9 protein-coding genes are annotated in these 14,135 nt (G+C 67.6%); 3 read left to right on the top strand and 6 right to left on the bottom strand.

Features of this window, described 5'->3' with window-relative positions:
- Positions 1-8: 8 nt before the first annotated feature.
- The 6 genes from HW466_RS15435 to queA all read right to left on the bottom strand — a co-directional run bounded on the left by HW466_RS15435 (position 9) and on the right by queA (position 7,763).
- Positions 9-1,553, bottom strand: coding sequence for a S41 family peptidase (locus HW466_RS15435; RefSeq protein WP_174905555.1), 1,545 nt, complete (start codon positions 1,551-1,553; stop codon positions 9-11).
- Between the two features lie 158 nt (positions 1,554-1,711).
- Entirely contained in the window at positions 1,712-2,662 is a 951-nt protein-coding gene (gene secF, locus HW466_RS15430) for a protein translocase subunit SecF (RefSeq protein ID WP_059452022.1), read from the bottom strand.
- A gap of 18 nt (positions 2,663-2,680) precedes the next feature.
- On the bottom strand, positions 2,681-4,711 hold the full coding sequence (gene secD, locus HW466_RS15425) for a protein translocase subunit SecD (RefSeq protein WP_059452023.1): 2,031 nt from the start codon (positions 4,709-4,711) through the stop codon (positions 2,681-2,683).
- 106 nt (positions 4,712-4,817) lie between these two features.
- Positions 4,818-5,141, bottom strand: coding sequence for a preprotein translocase subunit YajC (yajC, locus tag HW466_RS15420; protein ID WP_006476868.1), 324 nt, complete (start codon positions 5,139-5,141; stop codon positions 4,818-4,820).
- Between the two features lie 234 nt (positions 5,142-5,375).
- Positions 5,376-6,563, bottom strand: coding sequence for a tRNA guanosine(34) transglycosylase Tgt (tgt, locus tag HW466_RS15415; RefSeq protein ID WP_151006186.1), 1,188 nt, complete (start codon positions 6,561-6,563; stop codon positions 5,376-5,378).
- A gap of 132 nt (positions 6,564-6,695) precedes the next feature.
- Positions 6,696-7,763 (bottom strand): tRNA preQ1(34) S-adenosylmethionine ribosyltransferase-isomerase QueA, encoded by a 1,068-nt coding sequence (gene queA / locus HW466_RS15410; RefSeq protein WP_151006185.1) that lies wholly within the window; start codon positions 7,761-7,763, stop codon positions 6,696-6,698.
- Between the two features lie 167 nt (positions 7,764-7,930).
- Between queA and recG the strand changes: the two genes are divergently transcribed.
- From recG to katG, 3 genes are all read left to right on the top strand, one after another.
- Positions 7,931-10,258, top strand: a complete 2,328-nt coding sequence (recG, locus tag HW466_RS15405) for an ATP-dependent DNA helicase RecG (RefSeq protein ID WP_174905554.1) — start codon at positions 7,931-7,933, stop codon at positions 10,256-10,258.
- Between the two features lie 137 nt (positions 10,259-10,395).
- Complete coding sequence (locus HW466_RS15400) at positions 10,396-11,355, top strand: hydrogen peroxide-inducible genes activator (protein ID WP_059452027.1); 960 nt, start codon at positions 10,396-10,398, stop codon at positions 11,353-11,355.
- 540 nt (positions 11,356-11,895) lie between these two features.
- Complete coding sequence (gene katG, locus HW466_RS15395) at positions 11,896-14,082, top strand: catalase/peroxidase HPI (RefSeq protein ID WP_151006002.1); 2,187 nt, start codon at positions 11,896-11,898, stop codon at positions 14,080-14,082.
- The last annotated feature ends 53 nt before the right edge of the window (positions 14,083-14,135 follow it).

Below are 14,135 nucleotides of genomic sequence, written 5' to 3'. Positions count from 1 at the left end.
GCGGCGCGTCAGTCGCCGACGCGCTCGCATGCCGGCTGCGCCGGCATCAGTTGCGCGGGCGCGGCGACGGTCTGCACCGGCCGACCGGCGAGCGCGTCGAGCGCCTGCCGGAGCTGCCAGTCGGCGGCGGTGCCGAATTCCCGCTGCGGCAGCGCCGCGCTCTTCGACGTATCGATTTTGTCGCGCACGCGTGCGTCGCGCAGTGCTTGCCGTGCCTTGCGTACCTGCGCGAACGGATCGGGCGCCAGCCGGTCCGCATACGGCGCGCGGGCGAGATCGACTTCGCGGTACCACAGCAGCACGCCGTCGACGTCCGAGTCGCGACGCGGCGGCACGAGCCAGTCCGGCACGACGCCGTAGCCGTCCATCGGGCAGCCGTTCGGCCGCAGATTGCGCGCGAACGTGAAATTGATGCGCGTGCCGTCGATCAGGTCGACGCCGGTCTGCGCGAGTCCCTTGCCGTAGGTCGGCATCCCGAGCAGGCGCGCGCGGCCGAGATCCTTCAGTGCGGCCGCGGTCGCTTCGGCTGCCGACGCGCTCTGTCCGTCGACCAGCACGACGAGCGGCACGGTGCGCCACCAGTCGTCCGCCTGCAGCGGCGCGAGCGGATCCTGGCCGTGCATGACGGGCAGTTCGTAGTCGGGCCAGTTGGTCGTGAAGCGGCGGCGCTTCGTGCCGTCGCGCTCGAGCGTCACCATCACGGTGCGGTCGCGCCCGGCGAAGAGCGCGGTGATGCCGATCGCCGCATTCAGCGCGCCGCCGCCGTTGATGCGCAGGTCGAGGATCACGCCTTTCACGGGCGGCCCCGCGCGGCGCGCGGCCTGCACTGCGTCGATATAGTTGCCGACCGCCGGCTCCGGGAAGCTCGACAGTCGCGTGTACAGGATGTCGCCGGCGAGCCGCTTTGCCGTTGCCGGGTGCGGGTGGACGATCGCGCGGACCGGCGCGAAGGTCAGCGTCGCACGGTTCGCGCCACGCCGGACCGTGAGCTTCAGCGGCACGCCCGCTTCGCCCTTCGCGAGTTTGACGACCTCGCTGCTGTCGATGCCGACCACGCTCCGGTCGTTCATCGCGACGACGAGATCGTCGGGCCGCACGCCGGCGCGTTCGGCGGGCGCATCGGGGATCACGTCGATGATGTGCAGTCCGTCGGGCCGCGTCTCGAACACGATGCCGATGCCCGGCGTGCCGTCGCGCGCGCGGCGCTCGTCGTCGCGCCGTTCCTGTTCCTCCGTCGCGTTGAAGAACCGCGCGTACGGCAGCGTCTTGATGCCGTCGTGCACGGTGGCGTCGAGCAACGCGCCGATGTCGACGTCGGTCAGGTGCTGCTTCTTCAGCACTTCGACCGCGGCCTTCAGTTCGCAGAGCTGGCGTTCCCAGTCGGGCGGGCAGGGTGACGGTTGTGACGCCGCGACAGCAGCGGCGGCAGCGGGCGGTGCGGACGCCGATTGCGCACGGGCGCCGGCCGATGCGCATGCAACGAATGCAGCCGCGACGGCGGCACCGGTGCTCCAGGCGACGATACGATGAACGACACGCGAGGCAGGCATCATGAGGACCGCGGCTTCGACGGGTGGCGGGGCGGGATGGTGAAGCGATTGTAGCCGACGGCCCGTGCGCCGCACCGCAGGAAGCGGGCGAGGCGCGCGCATGAAAAAAGGCCGGTCCAACAGGACCGGCCTTCGGGTATCCGCCGAAACGGCGCGATGCGTTAAACCTGCGCGCCCGCGTTCGGATCGTCCGGATCGTGCGCGGTCTTCTTTTCCTTGATCAGGTCTTCGCGCTTGATGCCGAGCCACATCGCGAGCGAGCCCGCGACGAACACCGACGAGTAGATGCCGAACATGATGCCGACCGTCAGCGCGAGCGCGAAGTAGTGCAGCGTCGGGCCGCCGAAGAAGAACATCGACAGCACCATCATTTCCGTCGACGTGTGCGTGATGATCGTGCGCGACATCGTGGTCGTGATCGCGTGGTTGATCACCTCCGGCACGCTCATCTTGCGCTCGCGGCGGAAGGTTTCGCGGATCCGGTCGAAGATGACGACCGACTCGTTGACCGAGTAGCCGAGCACCGCGAGGATCGCGGCGAGCACCGCCAGCGAGAACTCCCACTGGAAGAACGCGAAGAAGCCGAGAATGATCACGACGTCGTGCAGGTTCGCGATGATGCCGGCGACCGCGTACTTCCATTCGAAGCGGATCGACAGGTAGATCACGATGCCGATCACCACGCACGCGAGCGCGAGCAGACCGTCGGTCGCGAGCTCGCGGCCGACCTGCGGGCCGACGAACTCGACGCGCTGCAGCGTGACGTCGGGGCTCTGCGCCTTCAGCGCGGACATCACCTGGTCGCTCTGCTGCGCGGACGTGAGGCCTTCCTTCAGCTGCAGGCGGATCAGCACGTTGCGCGACGTGCCGAAGTTCTGCACCTGCGCGTCGGCGTAGCCGAGCTTGCCGAGCGTGTTGCGCACGGGTTCGAGCTGCGCGGCCTGCTGATACTGCACCTCGATCACCGTGCCGCCGGTGAATTCGACGGACAGGTGCAGCCCGCGGTGGAACAGGAAGAACACGGCGGCGAGGAACGTGACCAGCGAGATCACGTTGAACACCAGCGCGTGCCGCATGAACGGAATGTCTTTACGGATGCGGAAAAATTCCATGGCTTCGTCTCCGGGGCCTTATTGGGTCGAGCCCGGTTTCTTCGGCGACACGCGCTGCTGCGCGCGGTTGCGCAGCTGCGGCTTGCCGGCGCGCGGCGCGTTGCCGTTGGCAGGCGCGGCGAGCTTCGCGGCGCGCGCGGTGTCGGTCGATTCGTCGGCCGCGGCGAACGCTGCACCCGCGGCACCGGCCGTGGCGCCTTCCGGCTTCCACACCTGGCCGATCGCGAGCGACTTCAGCTTCTTGCGGCCGCCGTACCAGAGGTTGACGATCCCGCGCGAGAAGAACACCGCGGAGAACATCGACGTCAGGATGCCGAGGCAGTGCACGATCGCGAACGCGCGAACCGGGCCCGAGCCGAATGCGAGCAGCGCGAGGCCGGCGATCAGCGTCGTGACGTTCGAGTCGAGAATCGTCGCCCACGCGTGCGCGTAGCCGGCCTGGATCGCGATCTGCGGCGGCTGGCCCGCGCGCAGTTCCTCACGCACGCGCTCGTTGATCAGCACGTTCGAGTCGATCGCCATGCCGAGCGCGAGCGCGATTGCCGCGATACCCGGCAGCGTCAGCGTGGCCTGCATCAGCGACAGCACCGCGACCAGCAGCAGCAGGTTCACCGACAGGCCGATCACCGAGATCACGCCGAACAGCATGTAGTACGCGATCATGAACACGGCGATCGCGCAGAAGCCCCAGATCACCGAGTGCACGCCCATCTTGATGTTGTCGGCGCCGAGGCTCGGGCCGATCGTGCGTTCCTCGATGATGTCCATCGGCGCGGCGAGCGAGCCGGCGCGCAGCAGCAGCGCGAGATCGGCCGCGGCCTGCGGCGTCGGCTGGCCCGTGATCTGGAAGCGGTCGCCGAGTTCGGACTGGATCGTCGCGACCGTCAGCACCTCGCCCTTGCCCTTCTCGAACAGCACCATCGCCATCGGCTTGCCGATGTTCTCGCGCGACACCGCACGCACCGAGCGGCCGCCCGCCGAGTCGAGGCGGATGTTGACCGACGGACGCTGGTGTTCGTCGAAGCCGGCCGACGCATCGATGATGCGGTCGCCGGTGAAGATCACGTCCTTCTTCAGCAGCACGGGCGCCTGGTTGCCCTGCGTGAACAGCTCCTCGCCGGGCGGCACCGGGTCGTTCGGGTTCGGGTGCGTGTTGATCGGATCGGCGAGGCGCGCCTCGAGCGTCGCGGTGCGGCCGATGATGTCCTTCGCCTTTGCGGTGTCCTGCACGCCCGGCAGTTCGACGACGATGCGGTCGCTGCCTTGCTGTTGCAGGATCGGCTCGGACACGCCGAGTTCGTTCACGCGGTTGTGGAGCGTCGTCAGGTTCTGCTTGAGCGCGGCATCCTCGACGGCCTTCTGCACGGCCGGCGTGAACGTGCCGACGACTTGCGTGCCGCCGCCGCCGGGCTGGGTCGCCCATTGCAGTTCGGTGAGCGACGCGGCGAGCAGCTTGCGGGCGTCTTCCGCCGTCTGCGCATCGCTGAAGTTCACGACGACCGACTGGTCGACGCGGCTGACGCCGCCGTCGCGGATGTTCTTGTCGCGCAGCAGCGTGCGCGCGTCGGACGCGTCGGAGTCGAGCTTCTTCGTGAGCGCGCCCGTCATGTCGACCTGGAGCAGGAAGTGGACACCGCCGCGCAGGTCGAGGCCGAGATACATCGGCAGTGCGTGCAGCGCGGTCAGCCAGCGCGGCGACGCGCTTTGCAGGTTCAGTGCGACGACGTATTGCGGATCGTTCGGATCGGCGTTCAGCGACTTCTGCAGCAGGTCCTTGACGCGCAGCTGCGTATCGGTGTCCTTCAGGCGCACGCGGATGTTCGCGTTGGACGCCGTGTTCTCGAAGGTGACGTCGTCCGGCGTGATCTGCGCGGAGGCGAGCGCGGATTCGACCTGGGTCAGCGTGGTCGAGTCGAGCTTGACCGTGGCCTTGCCGCTCGACACCTGCACCGCCGGCGCTTCGCCGAAGAAGTTGGGCAATGTGTACAGAAGGCCGATGGCGAGCGCCACGACCATCACGACATATTTCCAGAGTGGATAACGATTCATGAGGGGGCCGAACGGGTGGTTGGCGTGAAAGCGTCGCGTCCGGCGCCGCGGCGGCCCGCTCTCTCAGGCGGGCACGACGCGGGGAGCCGGACGCTCGGTGAAAGCCTTACAGCGACTTGATCGTGCCCTTCGGCAGAATGGTCGTGACGGCAGCCTTCTGCACGGTGATTTCGGTGCCTTCGGCGATTTCGACGCCGATGTAGCCTTCGGTGACCTTCGTCACCTTGCCGACGAGGCCGCCGCTCGTGACGACTTCGTCGCCCTTCGCCATGGCCGCGAGCATGTTGCGGTGTTCCTTCTGGCGCTTCATCTGCGGACGAATCATGATGAAGTACAGCACCGCGAACATCAGGATGAGCGGCAGGAAGCTCATCAGGCTCGATTCGGCGCCACCGGCACCTTGCGCGAAGGCATTGGAAATGAACGGCACGTTGGTCTCTCCGTAGGGGAAGATCGAAAAATAAGCCGGTTATTCTACCACCGGCCCCTTGTGCAAACGGCGCGGCAAATGCGCTTTCGGATCAAGCTGTTAAAGCACGAACCGGCAGCGAGGCCGCGCGTCTGGAAAGGTAATTGTAATGTTTGGCGGTCGCGACCGGTGTCGGGACCGCTCAACTTGATACACGTTGCATGTGACGGTGGGCGGCGCTGGCGCGCCGGACCGTCAGTCGACCCCTCGCGCGCGATCCTCCGCGAAGCGCTGGCGGAACGCGTCGAACGTGTGGGTTTCGATCGCGTCGCGGATCTCGCTCATCAGCTGCAGGTAGTAGTGCAGGTTGTGGATCGTGTTGAGCTGCGCGCCGAGGATTTCGCCGACGCGGTGCAGGTGATGCAGGTAGCCGCGCGAGAAATTCCGGCACGTGTAGCACGCGCAGCTCGCGTCGAGCGGCTTCAGCGAATTCTTGTGCGTCGCGTTGCGGATCTTCACGTCGCCGAAGCGCGTGAACAGCCAGCCGTTGCGCGCGTTGCGGGTCGGCATCACGCAGTCGAACATGTCGACGCCGTTCGCGACGCCTTCGACCAGATCCTCCGGCGTGCCGACGCCCATCAGGTAATGCGGCTTGTCGGCCGGCAGCTTCGGGCCGACGTGCCGCAGCACGCGCATCATGTCTTCCTTCGGCTCGCCGACCGACAGCCCGCCGATCGCGAGGCCGTGGAAGCCGAGCTCCGACAGGCCCGCGAGCGACTCGTCGCGCAGGTCCTCGAACATCCCGCCCTGGACGATCCCGAACAGCGCGTTCGGGTTGCCGAGCCGGTCGAATTCGTCCAGCGAGCGCTTCGCCCAGCGCAGCGACATGCGCATCGAGTCGGCCGCTTCCTTGTGCGTGGTCGGCACGCCGTTGGTCGCGTACGGCGTGCATTCGTCGAACTGCATCACGATGTCCGAGTTCAGCACCTTCTGGATCTGCATCGACACTTCCGGCGACAGGAACAGCTTGTCGCCGTTGATCGGCGACGCGAACGTCACGCCGTCCTCGGTGATCTTGCGCAGGTCGCCGAGCGAGAACACCTGGAAGCCGCCCGAGTCGGTCAGGATCGGCTTGTTCCAGCCCATGAAGCCGTGCAGGCCGCCGTGCGCGTCGATCGTGTCGAGGCCGGGGCGCAGCCACAGGTGGAACGTGTTGCCGAGGATGATCTGCGCGTTGATCTCGTGCAGCTCGCGCGGCTGGATCGCCTTCACGGTGCCGTAGGTGCCGACCGGCATGAAGATCGGCGTTTCGACCACGCCGTGGTTGAGCTTCACGCGGCCGCGGCGCGCATGGCCGTCGGTCGTCAGCAGTTCGAATTCGAGCCCGTTGGCGGGGCGCGCGTGCACGGGAGCGTGCGTATCGTGGGATGAACCTTCGGTCATCGCGTCATTCTCCTTGCCACCGGAAAACAGTCCGGCGCATGTTGGAAACGCCGCCGGCAAGCCGGCGGTCGGAAAAGCAGGCGCGCGCCTTCGAGGCGCGCGGCCGGAACACGGATGCGGCCGCCGCCGCGCTTACGCGCGCGGCGCCTCCGGCGTGTCGCGCCGCGTGAGCAGCATCGCGTCGCCGTAGCTGAAGAAGCGGTAGCGCTCGTCGATCGCGTGCCGGTACGCGGCGCGGATCGTCTCGACGCCCGCGAACGCGGACACCAGCATCAGCAGCGTCGACTTCGGCAGGTGGAAGTTCGTGACGAGCCGGTCGACGACGCGGAAGCGGTAGCCCGGCGTAATGAAGATGTCGGTCTCGGCCTGCATCGCCGCGAGCGGTTGGCCCGCTTCCTCGGCGCTGCGCGCCGCGGCTTCGAGCGCGCGCATCGACGTCGTGCCGACCGCGATCACCTTGCCGCCGCGCGCGCGGGTCGCGGCGATCTTGTCGACGAGCGACTGCGGCAGGTCGTACCACTCGCTGTGCATCTTGTGCTCGGCGATGTTCTCGACGCGCACCGGCTGGAACGTGCCGGCGCCCACGTGCAGCGTCAGCGTCGCGCGCTCGACGCCCATCGCATCGAGCTTCTCGAGCAGCGGCTGGTCGAAATGCAGCCCGGCCGTGGGAGCCGCAACCGCGCCCGGGTTGGCCGCGTAGACCGTCTGGTAGCGCGTCTCGTCGTTCGCGTCGGCGTCGTGCTCGATGTACGGCGGCAGCGGCAGGCGGCCGTGCTGCTCGATCAGGTCGAGGCACGGCGCGGGGAAGTGCAGCGTGAAGAACGGCTCGACGCGCTCGCCGACCGTCACGTCGAACGCGTCGGCCAGGCGCAGCGTCGTGCCGGCGCCCGGCGACTTGCTCGCGCGGATCTGCGCGAGCGCCGTGTGCGTGCCGGTCACGCGCTCGATCAGCACCTCGATCTTGCCGCCGCTGGCCTTCTGGCCGAAGAAACGCGCCTTCAGCACCTTGGTATCGTTGAACACGAGCAGGTCGCCGGGCGCGATGCACGACGGCAGCTCGGTGAAGCGGCGGTCGACGAGGCACGCGGGCTCGACGGTGCCGTCGACCTCGAGCAGGCGGCTCGCGGTGCGGTCGGGCAGTGCGGTTTGCGCAATCAGCTCGGGGGGCAGATTGAAATCGAAATCGGAAAGCGTGAACATGCGGGCTGGTTCGAAACGGCCGGCGGGCGCCGCCGACACGGCGGAAACGCATGAATGGAGCGCGCGAGCCGCTATGATGGCGGGATGCGCGGCCTGGCCGGCGTCGTTCGTTCGGACGACGTGAAAGCCGCTATTGTACTTGCCTTGCGAAGCACCCAGACGATCCGATGCCTGTGTCACCACGCCGTTCCTCCGCCGCCATGGCCGATTCCGCCGATCCGTTCGACGCGGACGATGCAGCGTCAGCCGCGCAAAGCGCGGCGCCGCGCGGCGCGGCGACGCGCCGTGCGGGCCCGAAGCGCGGCGCCGACGGGCGGCTCGCGCGGCCGGCCGCCGCCGCGTCCGACGTCGAACCGGGCGCCGGCGGCGACGACGCAGCGGCGGCCGATACGTCCGGCGCGAAGCGCAAGAAGAAGGCGGCCGCCGACAAACCCGTGAAGACCGCCGACAAGCTCGCGAAGCTCGGCCTCACGCGCTCGATCGATCTCGTGCTGCATTTGCCGATGCGCTACGAGGACGAAACCACGCTCACGCCGATCGGCGAACTGCTGCCGGGCGGCATCGCGCAGACCGAGGGCGTGGTGTTCGACAACGAAGTCGCCTACCGGCCGCGGCGCCAGCTGGTCGTGAAGATCCGGGACGACGACGGCGAGCAGCTCGTGCTGCGCTTTCTCAATTTCTACGGCTCGCAGGTCAAGCAGATGGCAGTCGGCCAGCGGCTGCGCGTGCGCGGGGACGTGCGCGGCGGCTTCTTCGGGATGGAGATGGTGCATCCGGCCGTGCGCGTCGTCGAAGCCGATGCGCCGCTGCCGCAGGTGCTCACGCCGGTCTACCCGAGCACGGCCGGCGTGTCGCAGGCGTATTTGCGCAAGGCGATCGAGAACGCGGTCGAGCGCACGCCGCTGCCCGAGCTGCTGCCGCCCGAGATCGAACGCGACTACCTGAAGCCGCTCGGCGTGCCGACGCTCGCGCAGGCCGTGCGGATCCTGCACCACCCCGGCGTCGATTCCGACGAAGCCGCGCTGATGGACGGCTCGCATCCGGCGTGGACGCGCATCAAGTTCGAGGAGTTGCTCGCGCAGCAGCTGTCGCTCAAGCGCGCGCACGAGGAGCGCCGCACGCGCGCGGCACCCGCGATGCCGCGCCGCGCCGCGACCGACGCCGATTCGCTGACGGCACGCCTCTATGCGGCGCTGCCGTTCACGCTGACGGGCGCGCAGTCGCGCGTCGTCGACGAGATCGCGCACGACCTCACGCTCGCGCACCCGATGCAGCGGCTGCTGCAGGGCGACGTCGGCAGCGGCAAGACGGTCGTCGCGGCGCTGGCGGCCACGCAGGCGATCGACGCCGGCTACCAGGCCGCGCTGATGGCGCCGACCGAAATCCTCGCGGAGCAGCACGCGCGCAAGCTGCGCGCGTGGCTCGAACCGCTCGGCGTATCGGTCGCATGGCTCGCGGGCAGCCTGAAGGCGAAGGAGAAGCGCGCGGCGATCGAGGCGGCGGCGCTGGGCACCGCGCAGCTCGTGATCGGCACGCACGCGATCATCCAGGACACGGTCGAATTCGCGCGGCTCGGCCTCGTGATCGTCGACGAGCAGCACCGCTTCGGCGTCGAGCAGCGTCTCGCGCTGCGCGCGAAGGCCGCGAATGCGGCCAACGGCGCGCGCGATTTCCAGCCGCACCAGCTGATGATGTCGGCCACGCCGATTCCGCGCACGCTCGCGATGACGTATTACGCGGATCTCGAAGTGTCGACGATCGACGAATTGCCGCCGGGCCGCACGCCGGTGCTGACGCGCCTCGTCGGCGATGCGCGGCGCGAAGAGGTGATCGCCCGCGTGCGCGAGGCCGCGCTGACGGGCCGCCAGGTGTACTGGGTATGCCCGCTGATCGAGGAGAGCGAGACGCTGCAGCTGCAGACGGCCGTCGAAACCTACGAGACGCTCGCCGCGGCGCTGCCCGAGCTGAAGGTCGGGCTCGTACACGGGCGGCTGTCGCCGGCCGACAAGGCGGCCGTGATGGACGCGTTCACGCGCAACGAAGTTCAGCTGCTCGTCGCGACGACCGTGATCGAGGTCGGCGTCGACGTGCCGAACGCGTCGCTGATGGTGATCGAGCACGCGGAGCGTTTCGGCCTCGCGCAGTTGCATCAGTTGCGCGGCCGCGTCGGGCGCGGCACCGCGGCGTCCGTGTGCGTGCTGCTGTACACGGGCCCGTTGTCGATCGCCGGCCGCGAGCGGCTGAAGACGATGCGCGAGACGACCGACGGCTTCGAAATCGCGCGGCGCGACCTCGAAATCCGCGGCCCGGGTGAATTTCTCGGCGCACGCCAGTCCGGCGCGGCGATGCTGCGCTTCGCGAACCTCGAGACGGACGGCTGGCTGATCGACCCGGCACGCGAGGCAGCGGCGCGGTTGATCGCCGCGTATCCCGACGTGGTCACGCAGCATCTCGCGCGCTGGCTGGGCGCGCGGGAGCAATATCTGAAGGCCTGATCCGCGTATTCAGGGCCGGATTTAAAACCGCCATTTGGCAGCGATCGGGTGCATCGAGATGCAGAGAAACTTGGCGAACCGATGCCAACAGGTGTATAAATTAAACCTATCGCCTGTATATCCCTGATTGACCCACAATGACCCTCACTGAATTGAAGTACATCGTCGCGGTCGCGCGCGAGCGGCATTTCGGTCGCGCGGCCGAAGCATGCTTCGTGAGCCAGCCGACGCTATCGGTGGCGATCAAGAAGCTGGAAGACGAGCTGAACGTGCAGATTTTCGAGCGCGGCGCGAGCGAAGTGAGCGTGACCCCGATCGGCGACCAGATCGTCACGCAGGCGCAGCGCGTACTCGAGCAGACCTTCGCGATCAAGGAGATCGCGAAGCAGGGCAAGGATCCGCTCGTCGGCCCGTTCCGGCTCGGCGTGATCTACACGATCGGGCCGTACCTGCTGCCGACGCTCGTCAAGCAGATGATCCAGCGCGTGCCGCAGATGCCGCTGATGCTGCAGGAGAACTACACGCTGAAGTTGCTCGAGCTGCTGAAGCAGGGCGAGATCGACGCCGCGATCATGGCGCTGCCATTTCCCGAGACCGGCCTGATGGTGCGGCCGCTGTACGACGAGCCGTTCGTCGTCGCGCTGCCGGCCGGCCATCCATGGGAGAAGCGCGACGAGATCGACGCCGAGGACCTGAAGCAGGAAACCATGCTGCTGCTCGGCAATGGCCATTGCTTCCGCGACCACGTGCTCGGCGTGTGCCCGGAGCTGATGCGCTTTTCGCAGACGGCCGACGGTATCCAGAAGACCTTCGAAGGCTCGTCCCTCGAAACGATTCGTCATATGGTCGCGAGCGGTGTCGGCATCACGGTGCTGCCGCGGATGTCGGTTGCCGAAGTCGGCCCGCGCGCGAACGGTCCCGACGCCGAGCTGCTGTCGTACGTGCCGTTCAACGAACCGGTGCCGGACCGTCGCGTCGTGCTGGTGTGGCGCAAGAGCTTCACGCGGATGCCGGCGATCGACGCGATCAGCGAGGCGATCGCCGCGTGCGATCTGCCGGGCGTCGCGAAGCTCGACATGCCGACGACGATGAACTGAGCGGGGCAGCATGCATTCAGGGAGACCGGTGAACGGGGCCTCGTGGTCCCGTTTATTTTTGCCTATCGAATAGATGAAATTTATTAAATTCAAATAATCGATAGAAATTACTAGAATCGACTCCATGAACTGCAACGGATCGGCGGCCGGTTTGCACGCTGAATGCAGCTGTCAAAGGAGGATGTCATGATGCGGTCGATACTGCAGCACGCGCAGCGGAACATCCCGTCGCGCGACGAGGTCGTAAATCGCGCGAGGGCCGCGGCCCGCAGCCTGCGTCCGATTGCGTTCGCGTATCTGGCGGACCGTGTGTATGGTGGATGAGTGCCGCGGCATGCCGGTTCCGTGTTCCCAGCCTCACCGCCAACCAGCCATGAGGGACCATCGCATGTCCGAACTTCCGCAGCCCGCATCGGAAGCCACGCCGCCTGGCACCCCGTAGCACGACGGGACCGACCGTTCCGTTTCATCCCCCCGCAATGCTCCACGAACCGCGCCCGGCAAGTGGGGGCTCACGAGCAAGTAAAGGAGAAAAAAAGCATGTCGACCGAATCGAAATGTCCGTTCAACCATACGGCGGCCGGCGGCACGTCGAACAAGGACTGGTGGCCGAATCAGCTCAATCTCGACATCCTGCATCGACACTCGGCGCTGTCCGATCCGATGGACAAGGATTTCGACTACGCGCAAGCGTTCAAGAAGCTCGACCTCGCTGCGGTGAAGCGCGAGCTGCAGGCGCTGATGACGACGTCGCAGGACTGGTGGCCGGCCGACTTCGGCCACTACGGCGGCCTGTTCATCCGGATGGCCTGGCACAGCGCCGGCACATACCGGATCGCCGACGGCCGCGGCGGCGCGGGCGGCGGGCAGCAGCGCTTCGCGCCGCTGAACAGCTGGCCGGACAACGGCAACCTCGACAAGGCGCGCCGGCTGCTGTGGCCGATCAAGCAGAAGTACGGCCGCAACATCTCGTGGGCCGACCTGATGATCCTGACCGGCAACGTCGCGCTCGAATCGATGGGCTTCAAGACCTTCGGCTTCGCCGGCGGCCGTGTCGACACATGGGAACCGGACGACGTCTACTGGGGTTCGGAAAAGATCTGGCTGGAACTGAGCGGCGGCCCGAACAGCCGTTACTCGGGCGACCGTGAACTCGAGAATCCGCTCGCGGCCGTGCAGATGGGCCTCATCTACGTGAACCCGGAAGGTCCGGACGGCAATCCCGACCCGGTCGCGGCGGCGCGCGACATCCGCGAGACGTTCGCGCGGATGGCGATGAACGACGAAGAGACGGTCGCGCTGATTGCCGGCGGCCACACGTTCGGCAAGACGCACGGCGCGGGCCCCGCATCGAACGTCGGCCCGGAACCGGAAGCGGCCGGCATCGAACAGCAGGGTCTCGGCTGGAAGAGCACGTACGCATCGGGCAAGGGCCGCGACGCGATCACGAGCGGCCTCGAGGTCACGTGGACGTCGACGCCGACGAAGTGGAGCAACGATTTCTTCAAGCACCTGTTCAGCTACGAATGGGAACTGACGAAGAGCCCGGCCGGCGCGCATCAGTGGGTCGCGAAGGGCGCCGACGAGGTGATTCCGGATGCATTCGATCCGGCGAAGAAGCATCGCCCGACGATGCTCACGACCGACCTGTCGCTGCGTTTCGACCCGGCCTACGAAAAGATCTCGCGCCGCTTCTACGAGAATCCGGCCGAATTCGCCGACGCGTTCGCGCGCGCCTGGTTCAAGCTCACGCACCGCGACATGGGCCCGCGCGCCCGCTATCTCGGCCCGGAAGTGCCGGCCGAGGAACTGCTGTGGCAGGACCCGATTCCGGCCGTCGATCACAAGCTGATCGACGACGCCGACGTCGCGGCGCTGAAGGCGAAGGTGCTTGCATCGGGCCTGTCGGTCGCGCAGCTCGTGTCGACCGCCTGGGCATCGGCTTCGACGTTCCGCGGTTCCGACAAGCGCGGCGGCGCGAACGGTGCGCGCATCCGCCTGGCGCCGCAGAAGGACTGGGAAGTGAACCAGCCGGCCGCGCTCGCGACGGTGCTCGAGACGCTGGAAGGCGTGCGCAAGGCGTTCAACGATGCGCAGACGGGGGGCAAGAAGGTGTCGCTCGCCGACCTCATCGTGCTGGCCGGCGCGGCCGGCGTCGAACAGGCCGCGAAGAGCGCGGGTGTCGCGGTGACGGTCCCGTTCGCACCGGGCCGGATGGACGCGTCGCAGGAGCAGACCGACATCGAAGCGATGGCCGTGCTCGAGCCGGTCGCGGACGGCTTCCGCAACTACCTGAAGCGCGCGTACAAGACCCCGGCCGAGGCGCTGCTGGTCGACAAGGCGCAGCTGCTGACGCTGAGCGCGCCGGAGATGACGGTGCTTGTCGGCGGCCTGCGCGTGCTCGGCGCGAACGTCGGTGACGCCAAGCACGGCGTGTTTACCGATCGTCCGGGCTCGCTGACCAACGACTTCTTCGTGAACCTGCTCGACATGGGCACGGAGTGGACGCCGGCGTCGGCCGCGCACGACGTGTTCGAGGGGCGCGATCGGGCGACCGGCCAGGTCAAGTGGACCGGTACGCGCGTCGACCTGATCTTCGGTTCGCACTCGCAGTTGCGCGCGCTCGCCGAGGTGTACGGCAGCGCGGACGCGCACGAGAAGTTCGTGCGCGATTTCGTCGCGGCCTGGAACAAGGTGATGAACCTCGATCGCTTCGACCTCGCGTGAATGTCGCGATGCGGTAACGCAGTCACGTTGTAACGTGAAACGGCCGGTCGCAC

Origin of the sequence: Burkholderia territorii, assembly GCF_902833055.1 — a bacterium.
GTDB lineage: Bacteria > Pseudomonadota > Gammaproteobacteria > Burkholderiales > Burkholderiaceae > Burkholderia > Burkholderia territorii.
This window is presented reverse-complemented; position numbering and strand designations above follow the sequence as displayed.